Origin of the sequence: Shewanella sp. 10N.286.51.B7 (assembly GCF_002873615.1) — a bacterium.
GTDB classification, from domain to species: Bacteria; Pseudomonadota; Gammaproteobacteria; order Enterobacterales; family Shewanellaceae; genus Shewanella; species Shewanella electrodiphila.
In genome coordinates, this window is sequence record NZ_MCUF01000031.1 from 1 (window position 1) to 24,940 (window position 24,940).

The window sequence follows — 24,940 nt, forward strand, 5'->3', positions numbered from 1 at the left end:
AATTTGAAGCGGTTAAAACCCTCTCAAATCAACCTGACTCAGTGTTTCGCTATTGCGCTCTGCCGTGTCAGTGGATGCGCATTATAGGCAAATCAGATTTTCGCGCAAGGGCTTTTTTGCAGTTTTATTGCAAACTCAGTTCAACTGAACAATAGTTAGCCATTATGAAGTGTTTTTCTACTAAAACGCACCGTTTACTGGTTTAGAGGGGGATTTGACGTTTATCAAGTTCGGTTCAGATAGTGACTCTGTTGCTGTTGATTTCCATTTATAGCAGCAATAAGCATCAACAATATCTACTTAGCTATTGGTTTTATCGGCTATTTAGCCTATTTTATTTTTATTAGGGAAAATTACGCTTCACCATCTAGGAAAATCTATGTTCAATTTACGTCTATTTGCTTTATTACTTTGTTTGAGTGTTAGTCATGTTAGTTTTGCTACCGTTATTTATACTTGGGTAGATAAAGATGGTGTGTCTCATTACAGCCAACAACCCCCTGAAGATGTAGATTCTAAAAAAGTATACAGCGAAGACATCGAGCCTGCTCAAGTGGGTTATGTTCCCGTATTACCTAATACACCGACTTCAAGTCAAGCTTCTTCACAATCTGACTTAGCTCAAAAAGCAGCTCTTATTAAAGAAAAGGATGCCGAGCAAGCTGCCTCAATCTGTGAAAGTGCTAAGCATAGTTTGAATGTGTTAAATAGTTATCATAATTTGCATCGCACTAATAAAGAGACTGGAGAGGAAATAGTCGTAACAGAGGAAGAACGTTTAGAGCAGATAGAAAAGAGTGAAGAACGCATTAAGCTATTTTGTCAGTAAGATTTCGCTGTGTAATTTAGATCAAAATAGAAAGGAGCCTCGGCTCCTTTTTGATATCTACTAATTACTCATTAAAGACGAACAATCTAACTCACTGTCATTATTCAAACACTAACCAGCATTACCAACAGTGTACATAGATTTGAATTCTCCATTGCTGCATGTTTCAGTACCTGATCGCCAGCCATCTTCAAATGGGTCAATGCCTTGTAGCGTTTTATCCTTCATTGATTCCAGTGATTCGTTAGATGTGTTTTGTGCGATAGCGCTTGTACAGCCCCTGTTATAACCAAAATGATAAAGACTATTGTATTCAACATTGCCGACACCGATAACTTCTGTGCCATCGCTTCGTTCTGGTGAGCTACTGCAACCTGTTGCTGCAATCGAGACTAACGCGATACATAATAAGACGGTTCTTTTCATGTTATATCCTTTTGATTTGAATTGAGGTGACTTTACCTAGTGCGCCTTTAATTAAATTAGTTCAATAATTAGCCACCATCAAGTTATGTCAACCTCGTATTTAATGCTCATTCACTTATTTACTGAGCAAAAAATACAAAAGGAACCATTCAGGTTCCTTTTTAAGTTTCATTTGCTATTTGATTATTGCTTAAATGTCAGCAAGCCATCTTCAACATCAATTAAAATCGGTTTACCCGGAAGCAACTCCCCTTTTAATAAATAATGTGCCAATGGATTTTCGATTTCCTGTTGTAAAGCCCTTTTAAGAGGGCGTGCACCGTAGGTCGGATCAAAGCCAGCTTCAGCAATCAGTGCCAATGCGTTTTTAGAAATAGACATAGTGAAGTCTTTTTCTGCTAAACGATGCTTAAGGTTTTCTAACTGAATTTCGGCAATGTGAGCAATATGCTCTGCAGCCAAAGGATGGAACACTACGGTTTCATCTATTCGATTTAAAAATTCTGGCCTAAAGCTTTGGGTTACCACATTCATCACAGACGATTTCATTTGCGCATAATCTTGAGATGCAAAACCATCCTGAATAATATCAGAGCCTAAATTCGAGGTCATAATGATCACGGTATTTCTAAAATCTACCGTGCGACCTTGACCGTCAGTTAAGCGGCCATCATCTAATACCTGAAGTAAAATATTAAACACATCAGGATGCGCTTTCTCCACTTCATCTAATAAAATGACCGAATAAGGTTTACGGCGAACGGCTTCAGTTAAATAGCCGCCTTCTTCATAACCTACGTAGCCCGGAGGCGCGCCGACTAAACGAGATACTGTATGTTTTTCCATAAACTCTGACATATCGATGCGAACCATTGCAGACTCTGTATCAAATAAGAACGTCGCCAGCGATTTACACAACTCTGTTTTACCCACACCAGTCGGACCTAAAAACAGGAAAGAACCAATAGGACGGTTGGGATCTGCAAGTCCTGCTCGGCTTCTTCTTATCGCATTCGATACAGCTTCTACTGCTTCGTTTTGGCCAATAACTCTTTGATGCAATGCCTCTTCCATTTGCAATAATTTATCACGCTCACCTTCAAGCATTTTCGTCACAGGTATACCTGTGGCTTTTGATAACACTTCGGCAATTTCGGCATCGGTGACTTTATTACGTAATAAGGTCATATCTTGCATCTCAGCTTGTGACGCTAAATCGAGTTGTTTCTCTAATTCAGGGATACGGCCATATTGCAGCTCTGACATGCGGGTTAAATCACCTGCACGCTTCGCTACTTCCATATCCATTCGAGACTGCTCTAGATCAGCTTTAATATGCTGAGTGCCCGCAAGGGCGGCTTTTTCTGTATGCCATATTTCATTTAGTTCACCGGCTTTCTCTTCAACTTGCTTAAGTTCTACCTGCAAGTGAGATAAACGTTTACGGCTCGCTTCATCTTCTTCTTTAATTAACGCTTGTTCTTCTAGCTTTAATTGAATTGCTCGACGATCCAGCCTGTCCAATGCTTCCGGTTTCGAGTCTATTTGCATCCGGATGCTTGAAGCGGCTTCATCAATAAGATCAATCGCTTTATCTGGCAGCTTTCTGTCTGAGATATATCGATGCGACATACTTGCTGCAGCAACAATAGCAGGATCGGTAATCTCAACATGATGATGCAATTCATAACGCTCTTTTAAGCCTCGTAAAATAGCAATCGTGTCTTCTACATTTGGCTCTTCTACAAGCACTTTTTGGAAACGGCGTTCTAACGCTGCATCTTTTTCGATGTACTGACGATATTCATCTAAGGTTGTCGCGCCAACACAATGTAAATCGCCACGGGCTAAAGCTGGCTTGAGCATGTTACCAGCATCCATCGCCCCTTCACCTTTACCTGCACCAACCATAGTGTGCAGTTCATCGATGAATAAGATGACTTGGCCTTCTTCTTGCGCCAATTCGTTTAATACAGCTTTTAATCTTTCTTCGAATTCACCACGGTATTTTGCACCAGCGATCAATGCGCCCATATCCAGAGACAACACGCGCTTATTCTTAATGCCTTCTGGTACTTCGCCGTTAACGATGCGCTGAGCTAAACCTTCAACGATAGCGGTTTTACCCACACCAGGTTCCCCAATTAATACCGGGTTATTTTTACTACGGCGTTGCAATACTTGAATCGTTCTGCGGATCTCTTCATCACGGCCAATCACAGGATCAAGTTTGCCTTGCTCTGCACGCTCTGTGAGATCGACAGTAAATTTATTTAATGCTTGGCGCTGATCTTCAGCGTTAGGGTCATCTACTTTCTGGCCACCACGAATTTGTTCAATAGTCGTTTCCAGTAATGCCTTTGTAGCGCCAGCATCTTTTAGGCACTTACTTAAGGCATCATTACCTTCAAGAGCCGCCATAACAAAAAGCTCTGACGAGATATATTTGTCTTTGCGTTTTTGCGCTAGCTTGTCACACAAGTTCAGTAGTCGAATTAGGCCTTGGGATAATTGGATATCACCGCCCGTACCTTCCACTTGCGGCAGTCGCTCTAACTCCTGACTCAAAGATGAACGTAAACCGCTGACATTGATACCAGCTTGAGTGAGTAAAGGATGGATTGAGCCTGAATCTTGATTTAATAACGCCATCATCAAATGAATAGGTTCAATAAACTGATGATCGCGCCCTAATGCCAATGATTGGGCATCTGAAATGGCGATTTGAAACTTATTGGTCATACGATCGAGTCTCATACGGCCTCCTACACAATTTAATAAAAACGAAATGTTTTGATAATTAAAATATGGGGATGTTTATCGATAATTCAATATAGACACTGAAATTCAATTAAATATAGGTAGATTAATTGATTCAGATCAAATCGACAAAACAGATTAAGACTTTAACCAGATAAGCGAAGCCATTCGACCTGTTTTTTGATCGCGGCGATACGAAAAGTAATCGTGACTTGAAAAAGTACAGATATCAGCGCTAAAGACTTGGTTGACCCCAAGTAATGTTAAGCGATGTTTTGCCAAGGAAGCTAAATCAGCGAGGTATTTATTCGAATCAATTTGGAGATTATTAGCAACAGGCTTAAAAAACTGCGACGAGTCAGGATGTTGCTCTACAAACTGATGTTTTACTTCGGCGCCGACTTCAAACGCTTCAGGGCCAATAGCTGGACCAAGAAAAGCCATAATATCTGTGGTTTCGCAATTAAATTTATCAACTGCAACTTCAATCACGCCATCACATAAACCACGCCAGCCTGCATGTACTGCAGCAATTTCAGTACCCTGTTTATTACACAGCAGTACAGGTAAACAATCAGCGGTCATGATTGCTAGAGAAATATGCGCTGAAGATGAATAACTGCCATCAGCTTTAGGCGGGAGTTTGTTTGCTAAAGATGCGACTGATAAATTTGAGCAGTCAATGATTTCAGTGCCATGAACCTGTTCGAGCCATAACAATGGAGAAGCAATCAATAACTGTTGTTGAATTAAAGCGCGGTTGGCCAATACATCTGAAGCAAGATCACCGACATGTAAGCCTAAATTAAGGCTGTCGAAGGGAGGCTTACTAACACCGCCATGACGATGGGTCATGGCGATGCCGACATTTTCAGGAATTGGCCAACTGGCTTTATACACGATTTAGCCTTTAATCAATAAATTTACAGGTACTCAATCGGGTTTTCTTCAGTATCTTTACGCATTGCTTTGGCCAGCATCTGCATATCTTCTGGAATAGGCGCCTGCCACGACATGATTTCATGTGTGAAAGGGTGCGCTAACTCTAAACGTACTGCATGCAAAGCCTGACGATTGAAGTTTTTCAAGATATCAAAAAACTCAGGGCTGGCTTTCTTAGGCGGACGAGGACGACCACCGTAAACCGGATCGCCGACAAGTACATGGCCAATGTAGTCCATATGCACACGAATTTGGTGAGTACGACCTGTTTCAAGGCGTAGTCTTAAACGAGTATGTGCTCTGAATTTTTCAGCAACGCGGTAATGCGTCACTGAAGGACGGCCGCCCATGATCACTGCCATTTGTGTACGACGAGTTTCATGACGTTCAATCGGCTCATCAACAGTGCCACCAGCAGTCATAGTACCAATCACAATCGCTTCATATTCACGAACGATGTCACGGGCTTGCAAAGCTGTTACCAAATGGGTTTGCGCTTCAACCGTTTTCGCCACAACCATTAAACCAGTCGTGTCTTTATCTAAACGATGGACAATACCCGCACGTGGTACGTGCTCAATGTCAGGGCAATGATGTAATAACGCATTTAATAATGTGCCGTCAGCATTACCAGCACCAGGGTGAACCACCAGGCCAGCTTGCTTATTTACAACAATAATATGCTCATCTTCATAAACGATATTAAGCTCAATATTCTGTGCTTTATCTTTTACTTCTTCCTCAAGCGTTGCTTCTACCGCAATTAACTGCGACTCTAGTACCTTCTCACGAGGTATATCGACAACAACGCCATCGACAGAAACTGCACCAGATAGGATCCATTCTTTGATGCGTGTACGGGAATAATCAGGGAACAATTCAGCCAAAGCTTGGTCTAATCGAAGACCTGTTTGGATTGCTGTGATCTCGCTTTTTAGGTTAATCTCTTGTGTCATAGGAACCGTACCCCTTTTTTGGGGTCCAAAGTGAATGTGCTATCTGTTACAATCGGATTGTTTTCTATTTTACAGTGAAATGGAAAAATTCTTAACAACAACTTATAAAAGAATTGAATTTACATATGTCTAAATTTGCCAAAGGCGCCGCCCTAGTATTGTTTTCATTAGCTTTATCGGCTTGTAGTACCTCAAAAGGTTTTGAAGATGAAGACCTAAATGCTAGGTCTCCAGAAGGACTTTATGCCCAAGCAAGGACCTCAATGGAACTTGGTAACTATTCTAAAGCGGTAAGAACCCTTGAAGCTTTAGACTCTCGCTACCCATTTGGACCGCACAAAACTCAAGTACAACTTGATATGATTTTTGCGTATTACAAGATGGATGACGTGGCATCAGGCATTGCCAATATCGATCGTTTCTTACGATTAAATCCGACGCACCCTGATATTGATTACGTCTATTATATGCGTGGTTTAACAAATATGCAGGCTGATAATTATCTTTTCCACGATATGATGAATATTGACCGTACCGATCGTGACCCTAAAAATGCGCAAGATGCATTTAAAGATTTTGATCGTTTAATCAAAAGTTACCCTGATAGTAAGTATTCTGCAGATGCACAACAACGCATGCAGTATCTAAAAAACCGCCTAGCGCAATACTCAATTAAAGTGGCTGAGTATTATATCAAAATGGAAGCTTGGAGTGCCGCAGCAGTTCGTGCTCAGTCCGTTATGGAGCAATTCCCAGGTACGCCAGCAACTGAACGTGCACTTGAAATTATGTCAGAAGCTTACGGTGAGTTAGGCCAAGATCAGCTAAAACAAAATGTATTGACTGTTATTGCTGCTAACTTTCCTGATAGCGAACAACTCAAATAAGTCTGATTACAGGCTGTCATTGATTATTAATTATTGATTATTGATTATTGATTATTAATTATTGATTATTGACTATTGACTATTGACTATTGACTAAATAGCTAAACAAAAGCCCGCAATGTTTATCGCGGGCTTTTTAATGTCTAATGTTCAAATATTAACTTTTTAATGATTATTGTGTTTCGCGGTGCTGATACACAAAACCACCATAAAGGTATTTGGTTGCTTCTGCGCCGAGTACCGCTACTTTGTCACCATCCTGTAATTTCCCCGAATGGATTAAGTTCGATAAACTCACCCAAATAGCCGCTGAGCCAAGATTACCAAACTGTTTAGCATCATTGATAACTCTATCTGGCGTGATCCCTAAAGCTTCAGCCATTAGCGCATCAATATGACCATTCGCTTGGTGAGGTAAAATATAGGCAAAATCATCTAATTGGTAGCCACGGCTTTGCAGTGCTTGCCAGCCAAGTTCAAATAGCTGACTTCCCTGCTCTCTAACCGCATGGATATTATGATGAAAACGCGCCATGCGCTTTTCGCCTACATCGTTAGAGCCACTATCCAAGTAAAACCCTGGTTGTCTTTGATGGCCAATCTGCCCCAGATAAATATCAGATATTGTCGATTTTCCATCTATAGCGGGTGCTAGCACAACCGCTGCAGCGCCGTCGCCCATTTGCACATAATTCACCAGTTGCTCAGTATCAATAAATGATTTATCCATATCAAAATATACCGAGCCTGTTTCAACGCCCACTATCGCAACAGGCTTTTGATTTACCGCACAAAAAGCCGACGCAATTTGTAAACTATTGGCAAAACCAGTACAAGCTTGTCTTAACTCCAAATATGGTCCGTGATAAGCCATAACATCTGCAAGCCAAGCCGCATTAGGCGGTACTTGGGTATGAGGAGTACAAGTATGAGTTAATAAGTAATCTAGCTCATCAGCATTCATATTTGCGTTTTGTAATGCTCGCTTTAATACTTGCTCGCTTAATTCAATGCTGGTTGGTGAAGCGGAGCTCGTCGCTGTAGCTAAGTCTCGTACTAAATGGCGACCTTCAATACCGAGTCGTTTAACGATACTTTTAGCTTTTCGGGCATTTAATCGGCCAGATTGCTGAGATAAACACGCCAATAAGGTTTCATTATCAATATTGCTGCCAGGTAACTGATGAGCAATTGAGTATACAGATAAGTTGTGTTGGGCAAATTTTACTGCCATTTTTCCTCCAGTTTCTGTTGCAGAGAATCTAAACAAATTCCCATGTGCTCAAAAGCACTGCCTTGGCTAGTTAATAACTGAAATAAGTTCTGGGTAATAAACGCTTGTTGCTGATGAAAATCAGCATGGCTCGCACCTAACTCAATGGCATGATGACGACTGATATAGACATGTTTTGCTTCATCTTTTTTAATTAAGCCGCATAACTGACTAAAAGGATGGTTTATACCTAGGTGGCTTTGCTCGAAAGCTTGCATGATTTGGGTGACACAAGTATCCAATATCGCAATACGAACAAAGTGCTGACTATAATCATCAACACGGCTAAGACTGCTATAGAACCGTTTAGCGAGGCGCTGCACTTTTCTTACTGAATCTATTTCAGGTAGCTGCTCTGCAACACTTTGCAGTGCAATGTCATGTCGACACTCGTCAGATTCCACCTCCATCAATGACAATACCAATTGATGTGAGTCTGCACCTGTAACTTGATTGATTGAATTAGCACTCAGTCTCGCAATTTCCTGATTAAACACCAGCTGTGCAGACTGCTCGCCGCAGAGTAATAGCGGCAATAAGTTTGCCATATATTCCATTTGTGCATCATTAAACGGGATGACTGACTGACCTAATTGCTCGGCCCAAACCTGTAAGCGATGCGCATTTTTCCCCTGCTGCATTCGAGGCGCAGCTCGTTTACCAAAACAACGTTTAAGGCTAATGTTTTCGCTCTTACCCATACTTCTCATACCCGCATAGCTCATGCTAAGTAGCGCCTCCATTGATGGTAAATAACCGGTAATACTAAAACGTCAAATAGCCAAGCTAAGACAATGACCAGACAAGACAATAGACTCAGCTGAGCTATAGGGGCAAAATCTGAGGCCAAACCAATACCAAAACCCAATACCAAAGTTAAACTAGTAAAACTAATCACTGGAATAATGGCAGCATATCTAGGCCAGAATGATTCAAACGAAGCGGCCTTATTAGGCTGCGGCAGTTTTAATAACAGATGTAAGGTGTCATCTACAATAATCCCTAACATGATCCCCAATACAACAGCGCTACCAATACTGATATAGCCCCCCATTAGCTGCCAAGCAGCAAACACCCAAAGTAATGGTAAAAAGTTAACGACTAATCCGATTGCCGCAAACATCATACTGCGCTTAATAATCCCTAAGATCATACTGAGGAGCACAAGTGCAATGGCAAATGACCACAACATATTTTTGGCATTATCAATGGATAAGTGAGCAAATAGCAGACTGCTACCTAACGCGTGGCTTACTCCAATATCAGTTTGATTATCAATGAGCCACATTGATACACGCTGTTCAAAATCGATCATTTGCCTCGCCGTTAATGGCGCAAGATAAAGACTCACTAAACTTGATTGATAATCTGTGGAGATTTCTGCTTCAAGGCCAAGTTGCTCCACTGAGTTTTGATTGATTACGCGCTGAAACTGGCTTTGGTTTAGACCTGCACTTTTTACCCAGTCACCAATATGGGTGACTCTTTTTACTTCAGGTTGTTGCTTTAAAAAACGTGCAAACTGATATAAAAAGGCTAAATACTGTTTATCGTAAATTGCCTGTTCTTTAGTACTGATCTCGTAATGAATCAGATTTACACCATCAAAGTATTGCTGCATTTTCTGCTTTGATTGACTGAAAGGATTATCTCTGGGGAAATAACTAAATGGGTCATCATTCAGCTCAAGCTTAGAAGCGCTTATCAGTGACAATATAGATATCACCGTGACTATAATTAACATTAACTTAGGGACTTTAGTGCTATTTTTCGCGATGGCTTCAACCGTTAACAATGCACTGTTAAATGGCTCGTTAACTGATTTATTTTGGGCTTTGCTGACAATAATAACCAAGACACTGTGACAAAGCAGATAATGACACACAACGGCAACCGACACTAAAACACCAAAACTTTGAATAGGTGGAGATGGACTAAAGCTTAATAAGGCAAACCCCAACATGGTTGTCAGCGTCGCATAAAACAAAGGTTGTTTATTGTGCTCAAAACTAAATTTAACTGGCTCTGCGATACCCTGTTTAATTCCCTGCTGCCACGCTAAATATAGGTGCGCAGAATACGCTAATGACAAGGTAATAATGATCACAGGAATAAAAGCACTAATCGCTGCAATAGTGAGATTTAACCACCCCGCAAGCCCAAGCGTGATGAATAAAGTGATGATGCAGTTTATTGCGATTGCCAATAACCAAACTCGTGTTCGAATAAATAACAACGCCATTAGTGCAATAATCAACAGCAAGCCAGGTGCAAACCAAGTTAAATCATGACGTAACACTTTAGCGTACTGCCAATTCAATGCTTGCTCTCCACTAAGGTATGTTTTCACTGAGTCACTGCTTTCAATCCTCTCACTGCTCCAAAAACCATTCGCCTTAGCTAATAAATTATCTATGGTTTTTTCTCGCCATAAAGTTGCATTAGGGTAATTATTTTTTTCTCGTTCACTGAATTGAATGCTCAACACAATGGCTGTGCCAGTTTCATTTATAACCAGTGGTAGCCTAGGATGTTTCTTGTAAGCGAGTAATTGAGAATACTGAAGTGAAGTATCAGCCTTATTTTGATGAGCGTTAGCACCAGTGTTTAAGTCAGCAATAAATGACCCATAACCACCAACACTTATAATCGTGCTATCAGCTTGTAACTGATTGATAAAATTAATTAGCTCAGACTCTTGTTCTACTTGGCGCCAATCTTGTTGGCTCTCTAATAACAAAAGCAAACTATTGCGCTGTGCAAACCTTTGTTGCATTTGCTGCAGCGCAATAAACTGAGCATCATCATGAGCAAAATAGTCATTAAAGTTCACATCAAGGTTTATTCTAAGCATGCCTAATATGCTGACTAAGATCAGGATAAATACAGCCAGTCCTACCCATAATGGATATTTAAGCGTTCGATTGATCATTGATATTTGCCAGCTCAATAGCGAGTACCTAATGTGAATATGCGAGGTTATTTATAGTATTCAATCAATAAGACCTCTTTACGGTGATTTTCTATTCAATCAGACGTAAAAATTATCCTTTGTATTATATATATTCAATTTATTGCTGTTTGAAATGGGTCCGTTCATCGTTCAAACATTAGCTGAACATTTGAGCCTTTTGCGGGATTCTTGGTCAAACAAGCTTAAATATTCACTTAAGCACAAAAAAAAGTTGACTCTAGACCGCAAAAAACGTTTAATTGCGTCCGTCGCCCGAATAGCTCAGTCGGTAGAGCAGAGGATTGAAAATCCTCGTGTCCCTGGTTCGATTCCGGGTTCGGGCACCATATTTAGATTTGGTGGCTAACGCGACTAAATAACAAAAAAGCCTCGCATTGCGAGGCTTTTTTGTATCTGCGATTTAACGCCCTAACTCAGCGCAGGGTTAGCCTGCGCTGACTGAGCTGTAGAAAGGATGTTTAAGCAGGCTCGATATAATCCACCAACATCTGCACCGTCTGATTACCTCTAAACTCATTCACATCCAGCTTATAGGCGACTCTTGCATGTTTAATCGTGGCATCTGGCCATATTGCTAAATCGACATTAAAAGCAATGGCATCCATCATCAAAGAACCACAGTCTGTTTCGAGCACCAATTTAAGATGTTTCTCTCCAACAATTCTTTGCTGAATAACACTAAAGTAACCGTCAAATAATGGCTCTTCAAATGACTGGCCCCAAGGGCCTGACTCACGTAATAAGAAAGCCGTCTCAAGATTCATAAGTTCTGTTGGCAATTCACCATCCGATAAGACTTCACCAGTTAATTGTTCTGGCTTTAGCATCTCTCTCACGGCTTTATCATAAGCGGCTTCAAATTCGGAAAACGCATCTGCTCGTAGGGATAACCCAGCAGCCATTGCATGGCCACCAAATTTAATGATCATCCCAGGGTGACGACTATTTATCAGTTCGAGCAAGTCGCGCATGTGTAAGCCTTTAATTGAACGCGCAGAGCCTTTTATTTCACCTTCGCCAGCATCAGCAAACGCAATCACAGGTCGGTGATATTTGTCCTTGATCCTTGAGGCTAAAATACCAATCACCCCTTGATGCCAATCATCTTGAAAAATCGCTAATCCCCAAGGCAATTTCGATTCATCTAAGGTCAATTTTTGTAAGCTTTTAAGTGCTTCTTGCTGCATTCCGGCTTCTAATTCACGGCGCTCGCCGTTTAAGCCATCAAGTTCATCAGCCATTCTGCGAGCTAGCATCATGTCTTCACATAATAAGGTTTCGACACCTAGAGCCATTTCATCAAGACGACCTGCAGCATTTAGTCTTGGGCCCACTGCAAAACCAAAATCTGAGGCGACTATTCGTTGTGGGCTGCGTTTAGCCACTTCTAACAAAGCTGTAATTCCCACTCGGCAGCGACCCGACTTTACGCGTTGCAGTCCCGCCTGAACTAAGATGCGGTTATTACTATCTAGGGACACAACATCAGCGACTGTACCCAGCGCTACAATATCGAGTAAGCTGCCTAGGTTAGGCTCGGAAATTTGATGGGTTTGATACCAGTCACGCGATCTCAGCTCAGTTCTCAATGCTGACATTAAGTAAAATGCGACTCCAACACCTGCAATCGATTTGCTGGCGAACTGACACCCATGTTGATTTGGATTCACAATCGCATCAGCATCAGGCAAACTTTTTCCAGGTAGGTGATGATCAGTCACCACCACTTGCATGCCCAGCTGTTTAGCAGCAGCAACGCCGTCAATTGATGAAATACCATTATCAACAGTAATAAGTAATTCTGCGCCTTTTGACTGGGCAACCGCGACAATTTCAGGACTTAATCCATAGCCATAATCAAAACGATTAGGAATTAAGTAATCAATCTTAGTTGCGCCCATCATACGCAGTGCTAATAAACATACACTCGTTGATGTCGCGCCATCAGCATCAAAGTCACCAACGATTAATATCGACTTTTGCGCTGCTATTGCATCAGCGATAATGACTGCAGCTTCAGATAAGCCCATCATAGTTTCAGGTCTAAGTAGCTTAGATAAACTTAGCTCACAACCCGTTAAATCAACATTACGGCGAGCATAAAGCTGTTTTAATAAAGGATGGATAGTTGCAGGTAAATGACTGTCATCTACTTCAGCACGGCGGACAATTTTGTGAGCCACAAATAAACCTTATTTTTACTATAAAAATCGACAATTAAAGATTACAAAAAAGGCGAGCCAATGGCTCACCTTTTATTTTAAACAACCCAAATTAGAGGTTAGTTTTAATTGTGTTCAATAATGCAGAAGGTGGTTGGTAACCTGGCACTAAAATACCATTTTCTAACACGATTGCTGGCGTACCATTAATACCAAATGCCTGACCTAAACGATATTGTTCTTCAATGTTCGCATCGCAGCTTGCAGCTTTTACATTACCGCCAGTCTTAGCTTCGGTCATTGCTTTTAGTGGATCTGTTGCACACCAAACCGCTTTCATTTCTTCAGCATTTGCTGACGGAATACCAGCTCTTGGATACGCTAAATAACGAACCGTAATGCCTAAATCGTTATAGCCATCCATTTCTTGGTGCAATTTACGGCAGTAACCACAATCCACATCAGTAAAAATAGTCACCACATGCTTTTCGTTCTTGGCTTTGTACACCAACATGTCGTCTTCAAATGGTTTTAGCATATCAATACGTGGGCCAGCTAATGCAGCTTCAGTTAAGTTTTGCATGCCATTTTTAAGGTCATACATGTTGCCATGAATCAGCTTAGTACCATCCGGAGAAACATATAAAACACCACGATCGGTAAATGCTTGATACAGACCATCAATAGGTGATGATTGAATTTTCAAAACATTAACGCCAAGTACGTCTGACACTTGTTGTTTCAATTCAGTTTCATTGGGAATATCTGTTGCAGAAGCTGCCTGTAGCAGTGGGGCAACAGCTAGCGTTATCGCGAAAGAAAATGCTTTGGTTAACTTCATTAATAAATCCTATTGGGTAAAACTGAATGTCTCAGCTAATACATAGACCTGATATTGTCGGCAAAAGTTACAGCGAATATATGACTAAAGCAACCTTAAGTCCTTTATTGGTGACAACTGCCACCATATTTAACGTAACAAATCTTTATCGCGTGTTGTTGAACACTAGCCTCTGGGATGATGCTGACTATGTAATTGCTGCAATCGAGCTTTAGCCACATGAGTATATATCTGGGTCGTCGATAAATCGCTGTGGCCTAATAGTAACTGCACCACACGCAGATCTGCGCCATGATTCAGCAGATGAGTCGCAAATGCATGCCGTAAAGTATGGGGCGATAAATGACTATTGATTCCGGCGCGAATAGCATAGAGTTTTATCCGATGCCAAAACGTTTGCCGAGTCATCATTTGGCCACGCTTTGATGGAAACAATACATCACTTTGTTTATTGTTCAGCAATTCTGCTCGTGCTGCTAATAAGTATTGCTCGACCTCGGTCACCGCTAACTCACCTAATGGCACTAAGCGTTCTTTACCGCCCTTACCCACGATTCTCACTAGTCCTTGGCGTAAACTGATTTGCTCAAGGGTTAGACTCACAAGTTCTGTCACTCGCAGTCCTGTTGCATAAAGTAATTCCAGCATCGCTTTGTCACGGCATTCAACGGCATCTTCTACATTGGGCTCATCCAGTAACGCATCGATTTGGCTTTCACTTAGCGCATCAGGTAACTTACGCGCAAGCTTTGGCGACTCAATTAAGCTCGTTGGATCCACATCAATGCTCTGTTTTACAATTAAGTAACCATAAAAACGTCTTAGACTACTAAGCAATCTTGCAGTGCTGGTTTTAGCAAAATTTTTCTCAACCCGATAAGCCAAATAATCGCGGATGCTTGCTTGGTCCACATCAATTAAACAACGGCTTTGACTCAATACAAAACGCTCAAAGTGACGCAAATCGGTGCGATAAGATGCCAAGGTGTTATCGCTTAAGCCCTTTGTGGACCATAAGTCATCCAAAAAGGCGTCGATAATAGGGTCCGCTTGATATTTGTCTGTCACTGTTTTTCCTAAAAAAATGGCGTTATTTCAATTGAAATAACGCCATTAGTGTAACTAAAATTAACTTGTTTTGACAAAGATTGCCAAGCAATGACTTTTGGTTAGCTCGCAGCTACCGCTTGATCTTTAGCTGGGACAAATAAACATGCCACGATTGCAATACCAACAGGTAATAACCAAGCCATGCCTTCACTATGAAGTGGCATAAAGTTTAAGAAATTAATCTCGAATCCAGCGGCTTTAAGACCATCAAAAATACCGAAGAACAACGCAACCGATAGCACTAGACGGTGTGAAAACTCTGGACGAGCAAAACGCTCAGTCAAGAAAGTAATCGCCACAAGTGCAATCGCCACAGGGTATATCGTCATCAATACAGGAATACTGATATTAATGAGCTGGGTTAAGCCAACGTTTGCAACGGTTGCACACACTAAGCTGAAAAAGATAACGAATGCTTTATATGAAATCTTTGGTAGCAACTCATTAAAATACTCAGAACATGCTGTGATTAAACCAACTGCTGTTGTTAAACAAGCAATGCTCACAACCGCAGCTAATAGTACCGTCCCCATAGTTCCGAACTCATGGGTCACATAGTTTGTGAGGATTTGACCGCCATTTTCAGCGCCAGCTGCTATATCACCAGCCGTTGCGCCTAAATAGAATAGTGAAATATAAACAAAAGCTAGACCTGAAGCGGCGATAATAGCAGCACGAACAAGGTAACGAGTTTGCGCTTTAGATTCAGTAATACCTTTCTTACGAAGAATATCAATAATTAGCATACCGAAGATCACAGACGCTAATGTATCCATCGTGTTGTAACCTTCTAAAATACCTTTAGAAAGCGGACTATCAATATAATCACCAGTCGCAGCACCGATAGCAGCACTCGGGGTAACAATCACTGAAACAGCTAAACCAACCAACAAGAAAATAAGAATAGGGGTTAATACTTTACCAACGCTATCAAGCAATTTACCTGGGTATAGCGACAACACCATCGCCAAAGCAAAAAAGCCGATAGTGTAAAACAACTGTGCTTGATTCAGCGCCAGTGCGCCGATTTGAATCACAGCTTCTGCGTTATCTAAAAATGGGCGAGCGCCGATTTCAAACGCCACTAACCCTGTACGAGGTGCGGCGAATGCAGGGCCAATAATGATATAAATAGAAACTGCTAATGCAGTGGCAGCAAATGCTGGGAGCATTGCCATAACCTTACCGTTTGCCTTAGCAACCGCGATAAGACCAGCAAGAGGTAAACCCACTGCAGTAACAAGAAAACCTAACATTGCCAGCGTCATATTCTCGCCAGCTAACATACCTGCAAAAGGCGGAAAAATAAGGTTACCTGCACCTAAGAAAAATGCGAAAGTCATAAAGCCTAAGCCTAATGTATCGCCAATACTCATATTACTGTTTTGCACACAATGCCCCATCTTGTTGTTTTGTTTTTTAACAAACTTAAGTGATTCAGTGCTAATTAGCTACTGCTAATCAAAACCCACCTGTAAGAATGTAAACTTAAAATTACACTTTATTTTATTAAAAACTACTCACAAATGGTTATTAAAAAGCCATTTTCTCGTTTTTAGAACACTCATTTGTGAGTCGTATTTCTTTTTCTACCATTTAACTGCGTTTAGCGCCTTTAAACGGGTAGGAACTAATATCAAATAGCGTATAGATAAACAAGCGCAAAACCAGCACAAAGTAAAATTAAACCTCATCTGAAAACAAGCTTAAAACCCATAAAACATTCTCGCTACAGTGCAACCACATAGCACAATCTCAGCAACATCAATGTAACGCTATTTAGGTGGGGTTATAAACTAAAAGCAGGTACCATAAACCTCTGTGTACAACACAGCCTAAAGACCAAGTTGCACTTAACCCTGAAACAGAATTAGACCCAATGCCATTTACCTTTAAGCAATTTCACATTGATGATAGCCACTGCGGAATGCCCGTCAGTACTGACGGCGTCATATTAGGCGCATGGGCAAAACTATCAACAGATAACACCAAAGGTCCATATCGAGTGTTAGATATTGGAGCAGGAAGTGGCTTACTGTCTTTAATGCTCGCCCAGCGGTTACGTAATCCAAGTGCTGAAATAATTGCAGTAGAACTCGATGAAGGTGCGGCGCAAGATTGCCAAAGCAACTTTAATCAGAGCCCATGGACTTCACAGTTAACCGTTCAACACACGAGTATTCAGCGATATAGTCAAGAATTGCTCAAAGCAAACCTTCCTCTTTTCGAAACCATTATTTGTAATCCGCCCTATTTCGAAAATGGCCCACAGTCAGATGCCAAACAACGCGCAACGGCAAGGCATACAGATACACTGAACTTTGAAACCTTGCTCACACAGGTTCAATTGCTGCTTGCAGAACATGGGACAGCAAGCTTTATCATTCCAGTGCAAAGTGAAACAGGTTTTTTAGCTGCACTCGCCTGTTCTCAACTTGAAATATCAGACAAAACTCATATCAGCACTGTTGAAACTAAAGCGCCGAGTCGATTGCTATTGGCAATTAAGCATCAAGCCTGCTTAATTGAATCAACAGCCTCATCAGAAACAAAAGAACTATCTCAGGATCAATCTCAACCTCGGGCTCAACCTCAATCTCGACATCAGGCACAAACTCGGGCTCGGCCTCAATATGAGCCAATTACATCAAACTTAGTCATTGCTGACGGTAAAGGTCAATATACTCAAACAATGATCCAGCTTTGCCGTGACTTTTATTTGAAACTTTAAGGTTTAATCTGCTTTTGGCTAATTAGTATCTCGCTGAGATTAACAACTTAGGTTATAATGTCTGGCTATCAATCAGTGAGACCCAAAGCGCATGCTATTTGAAGATTTTGACCTAGATCCACGCCTATTAGACTCTCTAAAGGCTATGGGACATTTAAGCCCGACGACCGTTCAACAACAAACATTGCCAATGGCGATGGAACAACGGGATATTTTAGCTAAAGCGCCTACAGGTACAGGTAAAACTGCAAGCTTCTTATTGCCAGCTTTACAACACTTGATTGACTTCCCGCGCCGCTTTAACGGTCAAGCCAGAATATTGATTCTGACGCCGACCCGCGAACTTGCCAGCCAAATCCACCGTTACGCTTGCCATTTAGCCACCGATCTCGAATTAGATGTTGGTATTATTACTGGTGGCGTTCCTTACGGACCGCAGGAAGAACAACTTGAAGAAAACATCGACCTTTTAATCGCTACTCCAGGGCGTTTAATGGAATACCTCGATAAAGGTCAATTTGAAGCGACTGAAGTTGAAATATTGATTATTGATGAAGCAGATCGCATGTTAGACATGGGATTCTCGTCAGTGGTAGAAACCATTGCCATCGAAGCTCAAGGTCGTAAACAAAACATGCTATTTTCTGCCACTCTAGAAGGCAGCGGTGTTGCTCGTTTTGCTCACGTATTATTAGAAGACCCTGTCACCATTGACGTTGAGTCTCCTCGTAGCGAAAAAGCCAAAATCCACCAATGGGCGCATTTAGCCGATAACAATGTGCATAAATTTGCCTTGTTATGTAACTTGCTTCAGCAAGAAGAAGTTAAGCGCACTATTGTGTTCGTTAAAACACGTGAAGTCGTCGCCAGCCTCGAAGGCTTGCTATTAAAAGCAGGTATTCCTTGCGCATTCTTACGTGGTGATATGGAGCAAAAGAAACGCTTCCAAGCATTAAGTAAGTTCAGTAAAGGTGAAGTCAACATTTTACTTGCCACTGACGTTGCCGCACGTGGTATTGATATTGATGGGATCACTCACGTTATCAACTACGATATGCCTCGTTCTGCTGATGCCTATGTTCATCGTATTGGCCGAACAGCTCGTGCCGGTGCCAAAGGTACTGCTATCTCATTAGTTGAAGCTCATGATATGCGTATCGTTAGCAAAATTGAACGCTATATTGAGCAGCCATTGAAGCGTCGTTATATCGATGGGTTAAGACCAACGCACAAAGAAGCAAAAGTCCCAGGTAAGAAGAAAGACAAGAATAAGATTGCAGCGAAAAAATCGAAGAAGAACAAAAAGAAAAAATAAACCTGCGATGCAAAGCTGAAATAAGCTAATTTTTATCAAAGCCCTGAATTGTTTACTCAATTCAGGGCTTTTTTGTGGTCATAAATCAATTTGGTAGCGTATTGCTCTGTTTAATCGTGAAATAAATTTTCTGAAACATTTAATTCACAACTAACGCTTTTGCTTCAATTCGTTGTCTGTTAATTTAGAGTCTATATTGCTCTAAGTCTTTAATATTTTAATAAGAAAACTAAGTTTCTAGCAGAGTAGTCCTTTAGAGCCAACAATGTCGTTTTAGTATGGATACGTTTATCAATGAAAAGAATATTAAGAATCCTCTCTCCGCTGTTTATTCTAGTGGTATTTATCGGCCTCGCAGCCGTCTTGCTGAGTACTCAACAAGCGCCTGAACAAAAAGAAGAACAAGTTAAAACACCTATCATTGATATCTTGACCGTTGAACAGCAAACAGTATCGTTAAATTTGCCATCATATGGTGTTGTCAGTCCTAAATATAAAACTCAATTAGTCACTGAAGTACAAGGACGACTGGTGAGTTTAGACCCAAGCTTTGTTGCTGGCGGAATTGTTCAGCAAGGGCAAGCTCTCGCTCAAATAGAACCTTCTGACTATCAAGCTGATTTCATTCAAGCAGAAGCGACGTTGGCGCAAGCTAACGCAGCACTAAATGAAGAGATTGCCCGCGGTGAAGTGGCAAAAATTGAATTCAAAGACTTTGATAATGGCTTACCGCCTGAGTTAGGTTTACGTATCCCGCAGTTAAAGAAAGAACAAGCCAACGTTAAATATGCCAAAGCCGCTTTAGCGAGAGCGCAGCGCAACTTAGAGCGCACCGTTATTCGCGCCCCTTTTGATGGCATCATCAAAGCTCGCAATGTTGATTTAGGTCAGTACGTTTCATTAGGTACCAATTTAGGTGAGCTTTACGATATTAGTATTGCTGAAGTGCGCCTACCGTTAACCAACAACGACCTAGCTTATTTAGAGTCTGTCGATAACCCTGATACTTCGGTGATATTAAGTGCTTCACTGGCAGGTAAATCATTTACATGGAATGGCAACATTGTCCGCAGTGAAAATGTTATAGATGAACAAAACCGCATGGTCTACTTGGTTGCTGAAGTAAAAGATCCGTACCTACGTAATCAACGCAGTGAAGATGAGCTACCACTTAAATATGGCAGTTTTGTCACTGCAATCATTAAAGGTCGCACGGTCGACGGTATTGTTAAATTACCACGCTACGTGGTTCGTCAAGACCAAGTCGCCATTGTCAAAGACGATAACACCATTGAAATCCGTAAAGTGAATATTGTTCGTACAGACATTGAGAATGTGTTTATCAAAGACAGCTTAGCAACGGGCGAGCGCGTTTCGATTACTGACATTAGTAACTTGGTTTCAGGTCAAAAAGTGAAGTTACTCGGTGAAGAGTCTGAAGAAGTGGAAATAGAGTCGGCAGATCCCGAAGCAATATCATTGGCAGGTGAGCAATAATGGATACCAATAAAGGAATTATTGCTTGGTTTGCTCGCAACAATGTTGCCGCAAATCTGCTGATGTTTGCCTTGTTAATTGGTGGACTATTTAGCTCATTGCTGATTAACAAAGAAGTGTTCCCAACATTTGAACTCAACTTGCTCAATATTTCAGTCGCCTACCCTGGCGCTGCACCGCAAGAGATTGAGGAAGGGATTAACATAAAAATCGAAGAAGCCATTCAAGATATCAACGGCATTAAGAAGGTCACTTCTGTCGCCAGTGATAGTGTCGGCTCTGTGACAATTGAAGTTGAAGACGGCTATGAAGTGCAGCAAGTTCTGGATGAAGCTAAACTACGAATAGATGCTATTTCAACTTTCCCTGATAACATTGAAAAGCCCAATATTTATCAAATAAAACCTGAGAATAATGTTATTTGGGTGTCGGTGTATGGCGATATTAGCCTGCACGAAATGAAGGAAATGGCTAAAACCATTCGTGATGACATTACAGATTTACCTGCAGTAACACGCGCACAAGTTACTGGAGTGCGCGATTATGAAATCGGTATCGAGCTATCGGAAGATAAACTGCGAGAATATGATCTCACTTTCTCTCAAGTCGCTCAAGCGGTGCAAAACTCATCTATTGATTTACCTGGTGGCTCAATTCGAGCTCAAGATGGTGATATTTTACTGCGCACCAAAGGCCAAGCATATACAGGTGAAGACTTCTCTAAAATCGTAGTCACAACACGCCCTGATGGTAGCCGAATAATGCTACCTGAAGTCGCGACGATTAAAGATGACTTTGAAGAACGTTTAGAATACACCCGCTTTAATGGCAAACCCGCAGCCATTATCGAAATTACCAGTATTGACGATCAAAATGCATTAGCAATATCTGAACAAGTTAAAAGCTATATAGCAGAAAGAAAGACCACCTTACCGGCCAATATTGAACTCGATACTTGGGGGGATTTAACCCACTACCTTGAAGGTCGTTTAAACATGATGTTGTCGAACATGTTTTACGGTGCTTTATTGGTGTTTATTATTCTGGCGCTGTTTTTAGATCTTAAGTTAGCATTTTGGGTCATGGTCGGCTTACCAGTGTGTTTTCTTGGTACCATCTTATTGATGCCATTAGAGCCGTTTAATCTATCAATTAATATGCTGACCTTATTTGCCTTTATTCTGGTGTTGGGGATCGTCGTCGATGATGCCATTGTCATCGGCGAAAGTGCCTACAGTGAAATTGAAAAACACGGTCAATCTCTCGATAACGTCGTCAAAGGCGTGCAAAAGGTTGCTATGCCCGCCACTTTCGGGGTACTCACAACCATTGCGGCATTCATTCCAATGATCATGGTATCTGGGCCGATGGGAGTGATTTGGAAATCAATTGGCATGGTGGTGATTTTAGCTTTGGCCTTTTCGCTTATTGAATCAAAGCTTATTTTACCTGCGCATTTAGCGCACATGAAAGTGAAGAAAAAGCGCCCGCCAACCAATGTATTTTCAAAGTTCAAAGTAAAACTGAACGAAAAACTACAGTACTTTATTCACAATAATTACCGCCAATTTTTAGGTAAGTGTATTACCCATCGTTACAATGTCGTCGCAGCCTTTGTTGGAGTATTGATCTTATCTTTGGCATTGGTAGGAAGCGGTAAAGTGCGTTGGGTGTTTTTCCCAGATATTCCGTCAGACTTTATTCAAGTACAACTTGAAATGGAAGAAGGTAGCTCTGAACTTAACACCCTTGATGTTGTGCAAAAAGTAGAAGAAGCCTTATATGCAATGAACGATAAATTTGCCCAAGAGTCAGGCTCAGATGTGGTTAAACACAGTTTTATTAATATGAGTTCGAGAAGCTCAGCATTTATCTTTGCTGAATTATCAAAAGGCGAAGACCGTGAGATTGATGGCGTGACAATCGCTGCTGAATGGCGTGCACAATTACCTGAGTTGCTATCGGTTAAAAAACTCAATATTGCTGCCAGTACAAATGATGCCGGAGGCGATATTTCCTTCAGATTAACTTCAAGCAATTTAGCGCAGTTGTCTGAGGCGTCAAAAGAATTAAAAGGTAAATTAGCCACCTATGAAGGTGTCTATGATATCTCTGATAACTTTTCATCTGGCAGCCAAGAAATTCGTCTAAATATTCGTCCTGAAGCTGAAGCCCAGGGGCTCACTCTGTCTGATTTAGCTCGCCAAGTTCGTTATGGGTTTTATGGCTATGAAGCCCAGCGTATTTTGCGTAACAAAGAAGAAGTGAAAGTCATGGTGCGCTATCCGCTTGAGCAGCGTCGCACCATTGGTCACCTTGAGAATATGCTTATTCGTACGCCCCAGGGCGTTGCAGTACCTTTCTCAACTGTGGCAGATATTGAACTAGGTGAGTCGTTCGCGTCTATTACCCGTGTTGATGGTCGCAGGGCGATTACGATTACCGCTAACGTCAATAAAAATGCGGTTGAGCCGTCAAAAGTTGTCAGTGAAATTCAAGAGGATTTCTTACCTGAACTCACCAGTCAATATACAGAAGTCAATGCTTCTCTTGATGGCGGTAGTCAAGATGAGCAAGACGCCATGTTAGGTTTATTGCAAGGTTTCTTCTTTGCGATGTTCACCATTTATGCACTTATGGCAATTCCGCTTAAATCATACACTCAGCCGATGATTATCATGTCGGTTATCCCATTTGGGATGATTGGCGCATTGTTTGGCCATTATCTACTTGGGATATCCATGAGTGTATTGAGCTTGTGTGGCATAGTGGCATTAGCTGGGGTTGTGGTTAATGACTCATTAATTTTAGTCGACTTTGTTAACCGAGCCCGCAAAGAAGGTTACTCAGTTTTAGACTCAGCCATTGACTCTGGTTGCTATCGTTTTAGGGCCATTATCTTAACCTCAATGACCACGTTTGTCGGCTTAGTGCCCATCTTGCTCGAGAAAAGCTTACAAGCAAAAATTGTCATCCCGATGGCCACATCACTGGCATTTGGTATTTTATTCTCAACCGTAGTAACGTTGATTTTAGTCCCTGTGTTGTACATCATTTTAGAAGATGTCAAAAGCGTACTTCGCCGATTATTCATTTGGTGGTGGCAACCTAAAAAGGACGATGATGAAGCCTACAATTAACCTAATGCTTGAAACTATTTCTAGGCTTTAAATACTAGTTTTAGGCTTTGAACACTAGCTCTAGACTTTAAACACTAGATCTAGGCTTAAACACAGTAAAGTAATTCATTAAAAGGGAGCGAAAGCTCCCTTTTTATTCCTTAAAGCTCCCCTCTTTAATTTCTCCAACGGCATGAGTTGTCTCACCTTAATGAATTGAAAGGCTATTATAGTTAAGCTTTATTTATGCGAGCCGCAAAACAGTAATCAAGTAGAGTTAAGGCTAAAATGAGCGTTTTACAGTCAGGCTTAACATGGCAAAATTATGACAGAAACACTCAACTCCGAAATAGTCAACGCCAAAAATCACAATCAAGAATTAATAGAATCTACTGAGCCCTATAATTCAAGTGAGCCCCATGATTCAACCTTGGTTTACGATATTCGTCAAAGCCGCTACCTGAATATTACCGGCCGCTGTACCTTAAGGTGTCAATTCTGTCCTAAACACAATGGTTCTAAGCAGGTTCACCAATATGAACTGTCTTTAGACAAACAAGTAAAGCCAGCTGATATTATCCCGCTTTTAGGTAAGGTAACTGACTTTGATGAATATGTGTTTTGTGGATATGGCGAGCCAACGCTTAATTTAGAAACCCTGATAACGGTTGCCACATACATCAAGTCTGAAGGCGGTAAAACTCGTCTAAATTCTGATGGACTGGGCAATCTATTTCATCGAAGAAACATCCTTCCAGAACTCTCAGCTTGTATTGATAGTTTATCTATTTCACTTAATGCGGACACTGAAGCGCTTTATATCCAACACTGTAAACCTAAACTCAAAGGCGCTTATGACGCACTGCTAGCCTTCATTGAGCTTGCACCACAATATATTCCTCAAGTTCAAGTCTCAGCCATTAATGGGCTCGATCAGGTCGATATTGCGCGATGCCGAGAAATAGTCGAACAAAGAGGCTGTGAGTTTAAGCAAAGAGAACTGGATATTGTGGGTTAATCTAGCGCTTTTTTAGTAATAAAATCGTTAAAAAAGCTTTACTGAGGTCAACCTAGTAAAGCTTTCGTGATAACATCAGCCTATCGGGACAGTTAATATA

Annotated in this window: 18 protein-coding genes and 1 tRNA gene; 8 read left to right on the forward strand and 11 right to left on the reverse strand. The window is 41.3% G+C overall.

Annotated elements, in window-relative coordinates:
• The first annotated feature begins 379 nt into the window (after positions 1-379).
• Positions 380-829 (forward strand): DUF4124 domain-containing protein, encoded by a 450-nt coding sequence (locus tag BCU84_RS09150; RefSeq protein WP_102527789.1) that lies wholly within the window; start codon positions 380-382, stop codon positions 827-829.
• A 111-nt stretch (positions 830-940) separates the two neighbouring features.
• Here BCU84_RS09150 and BCU84_RS09155 read toward each other — a convergent pair whose 3' ends face one another.
• The 4 genes from BCU84_RS09155 to rluD form a co-directional block, all read right to left on the reverse strand.
• On the reverse strand, positions 941-1,255 hold the full coding sequence (locus BCU84_RS09155) for a hypothetical protein (RefSeq protein ID WP_102527790.1): 315 nt from the start codon (positions 1,253-1,255) through the stop codon (positions 941-943).
• Between the two features lie 183 nt (positions 1,256-1,438).
• Entirely contained in the window at positions 1,439-4,012 is a 2,574-nt protein-coding gene (gene clpB, locus BCU84_RS09160; protein WP_102527791.1) for an ATP-dependent chaperone ClpB, read from the reverse strand.
• Positions 4,013-4,153: 141 nt separating this feature from the next.
• Positions 4,154-4,915: a peptidoglycan editing factor PgeF gene (pgeF, locus tag BCU84_RS09165; RefSeq protein ID WP_198589555.1), complete on the reverse strand. Its 762-nt coding sequence runs from the start codon at positions 4,913-4,915 to the stop codon at positions 4,154-4,156.
• Between the two features lie 23 nt (positions 4,916-4,938).
• Positions 4,939-5,913 (reverse strand): 23S rRNA pseudouridine(1911/1915/1917) synthase RluD, encoded by a 975-nt coding sequence (rluD, locus tag BCU84_RS09170; RefSeq protein WP_102527792.1) that lies wholly within the window; start codon positions 5,911-5,913, stop codon positions 4,939-4,941.
• A gap of 125 nt (positions 5,914-6,038) precedes the next feature.
• On the opposite strand from rluD, the gene BCU84_RS09175 reads away from it, so the two are divergent.
• Positions 6,039-6,800, forward strand: a complete 762-nt coding sequence (locus tag BCU84_RS09175; RefSeq protein ID WP_102527793.1) for an outer membrane protein assembly factor BamD — start codon at positions 6,039-6,041, stop codon at positions 6,798-6,800.
• A gap of 172 nt (positions 6,801-6,972) precedes the next feature.
• On the opposite strand, the gene BCU84_RS09180 is transcribed toward BCU84_RS09175, so the two are convergent.
• The 3 genes from BCU84_RS09180 to BCU84_RS09190 are packed head-to-tail and all read right to left on the reverse strand — an operon-like array spanning position 6,973 to position 11,005.
• Complete coding sequence (locus tag BCU84_RS09180; RefSeq protein ID WP_102527794.1) at positions 6,973-8,034, reverse strand: 3-oxoacyl-[acyl-carrier-protein] synthase III C-terminal domain-containing protein; 1,062 nt, start codon at positions 8,032-8,034, stop codon at positions 6,973-6,975.
• The gene (locus tag BCU84_RS09185; RefSeq protein ID WP_102527795.1) at positions 8,025-8,798 is read right to left on the reverse strand and encodes a hypothetical protein; all 774 of its coding nucleotides are present in this window, start codon (positions 8,796-8,798) and stop codon (positions 8,025-8,027) included. The genes BCU84_RS09180 and BCU84_RS09185 overlap by 10 nt, the downstream gene beginning before the upstream one ends.
• Complete coding sequence (locus BCU84_RS09190; protein ID WP_102527796.1) at positions 8,795-11,005, reverse strand: MMPL family transporter; 2,211 nt, start codon at positions 11,003-11,005, stop codon at positions 8,795-8,797. The genes BCU84_RS09185 and BCU84_RS09190 overlap by 4 nt, the downstream gene beginning before the upstream one ends.
• A gap of 292 nt (positions 11,006-11,297) precedes the next feature.
• On the opposite strand from BCU84_RS09190, the gene BCU84_RS09195 reads away from it, so the two are divergent.
• Positions 11,298-11,373: transfer RNA gene (locus BCU84_RS09195), tRNA-Phe, on the forward strand.
• Positions 11,374-11,505: 132 nt separating this feature from the next.
• Here BCU84_RS09195 and recJ read toward each other — a convergent pair.
• The 4 genes from recJ to brnQ form a co-directional block, all read right to left on the reverse strand.
• Positions 11,506-13,230: a single-stranded-DNA-specific exonuclease RecJ gene (gene recJ / locus BCU84_RS09200; protein WP_102527797.1), complete on the reverse strand. Its 1,725-nt coding sequence runs from the start codon at positions 13,228-13,230 to the stop codon at positions 11,506-11,508.
• 91 nt (positions 13,231-13,321) lie between these two features.
• The gene (gene dsbC / locus BCU84_RS09205; RefSeq protein WP_102527798.1) at positions 13,322-14,050 is read right to left on the reverse strand and encodes a bifunctional protein-disulfide isomerase/oxidoreductase DsbC; all 729 of its coding nucleotides are present in this window, start codon (positions 14,048-14,050) and stop codon (positions 13,322-13,324) included.
• Between the two features lie 165 nt (positions 14,051-14,215).
• A complete protein-coding gene (xerD, locus tag BCU84_RS09210) occupies positions 14,216-15,118 on the reverse strand; it encodes a site-specific tyrosine recombinase XerD (protein ID WP_102527799.1) in 903 nt (300 codons plus the stop codon).
• Between the two features lie 101 nt (positions 15,119-15,219).
• Positions 15,220-16,563, reverse strand: coding sequence for a branched-chain amino acid transport system II carrier protein (brnQ, locus tag BCU84_RS09215; RefSeq protein ID WP_102527800.1), 1,344 nt, complete (start codon positions 16,561-16,563; stop codon positions 15,220-15,222).
• A 476-nt stretch (positions 16,564-17,039) separates the two neighbouring features.
• Between brnQ and BCU84_RS09220 the strand changes: the two genes are divergently transcribed.
• From BCU84_RS09220 to BCU84_RS09240, 5 genes are all read left to right on the forward strand, one after another.
• The gene (locus BCU84_RS09220; RefSeq protein ID WP_102527801.1) at positions 17,040-17,891 is read left to right on the forward strand and encodes a methyltransferase; all 852 of its coding nucleotides are present in this window, start codon (positions 17,040-17,042) and stop codon (positions 17,889-17,891) included.
• Positions 17,892-17,982: 91 nt separating this feature from the next.
• On the forward strand, positions 17,983-19,206 hold the full coding sequence (gene srmB, locus BCU84_RS09225; RefSeq protein WP_102527802.1) for an ATP-dependent RNA helicase SrmB: 1,224 nt from the start codon (positions 17,983-17,985) through the stop codon (positions 19,204-19,206).
• A gap of 294 nt (positions 19,207-19,500) precedes the next feature.
• Positions 19,501-20,703, forward strand: coding sequence for an efflux RND transporter periplasmic adaptor subunit (locus BCU84_RS09230; protein WP_102527803.1), 1,203 nt, complete (start codon positions 19,501-19,503; stop codon positions 20,701-20,703).
• On the forward strand, positions 20,703-23,843 hold the full coding sequence (locus BCU84_RS09235; protein ID WP_102527804.1) for an efflux RND transporter permease subunit: 3,141 nt from the start codon (positions 20,703-20,705) through the stop codon (positions 23,841-23,843). The genes BCU84_RS09230 and BCU84_RS09235 overlap by 1 nt, the downstream gene beginning before the upstream one ends.
• A gap of 304 nt (positions 23,844-24,147) precedes the next feature.
• Complete coding sequence (locus BCU84_RS09240) at positions 24,148-24,840, forward strand: TatD family nuclease-associated radical SAM protein (RefSeq protein WP_102527805.1); 693 nt, start codon at positions 24,148-24,150, stop codon at positions 24,838-24,840.
• Positions 24,841-24,940 lie beyond the last annotated feature (100 nt).

Coding starts and splice junctions, on each gene's coding strand:
- BCU84_RS09150 (WP_102527789.1), top strand. CDS start 380: ATGTTCAATTTACGTCTATTTGCTTTATTACTTTGTTTGAGTGTTAGT.
- BCU84_RS09155 (WP_102527790.1), bottom strand. CDS start 1,255: ATGAAAAGAACCGTCTTATTATGTATCGCGTTAGTCTCGATTGCAGCA.
- clpB (WP_102527791.1), bottom strand. CDS start 4,012: ATGAGACTCGATCGTATGACCAATAAGTTTCAAATCGCCATTTCAGAT.
- rluD (WP_102527792.1), bottom strand. CDS start 5,913: ATGACACAAGAGATTAACCTAAAAAGCGAGATCACAGCAATCCAAACA.
- BCU84_RS09175 (WP_102527793.1), top strand. CDS start 6,039: ATGTCTAAATTTGCCAAAGGCGCCGCCCTAGTATTGTTTTCATTAGCT.
- BCU84_RS09180 (WP_102527794.1), bottom strand. CDS start 8,034: ATGGCAGTAAAATTTGCCCAACACAACTTATCTGTATACTCAATTGCT.
- BCU84_RS09185 (WP_102527795.1), bottom strand. CDS start 8,798: ATGAGCTATGCGGGTATGAGAAGTATGGGTAAGAGCGAAAACATTAGC.
- BCU84_RS09190 (WP_102527796.1), bottom strand. CDS start 11,005: ATGATCAATCGAACGCTTAAATATCCATTATGGGTAGGACTGGCTGTA.
- dsbC (WP_102527798.1), bottom strand. CDS start 14,050: ATGAAGTTAACCAAAGCATTTTCTTTCGCGATAACGCTAGCTGTTGCC.
- brnQ (WP_102527800.1), bottom strand. CDS start 16,563: ATGGGGCATTGTGTGCAAAACAGTAATATGAGTATTGGCGATACATTA.
- BCU84_RS09220 (WP_102527801.1), top strand. CDS start 17,040: ATGCCATTTACCTTTAAGCAATTTCACATTGATGATAGCCACTGCGGA.
- srmB (WP_102527802.1), top strand. CDS start 17,983: ATGCTATTTGAAGATTTTGACCTAGATCCACGCCTATTAGACTCTCTA.
- BCU84_RS09230 (WP_102527803.1), top strand. CDS start 19,501: ATGAAAAGAATATTAAGAATCCTCTCTCCGCTGTTTATTCTAGTGGTA.
- BCU84_RS09235 (WP_102527804.1), top strand. CDS start 20,703: ATGGATACCAATAAAGGAATTATTGCTTGGTTTGCTCGCAACAATGTT.
- BCU84_RS09240 (WP_102527805.1), top strand. CDS start 24,148: ATGACAGAAACACTCAACTCCGAAATAGTCAACGCCAAAAATCACAAT.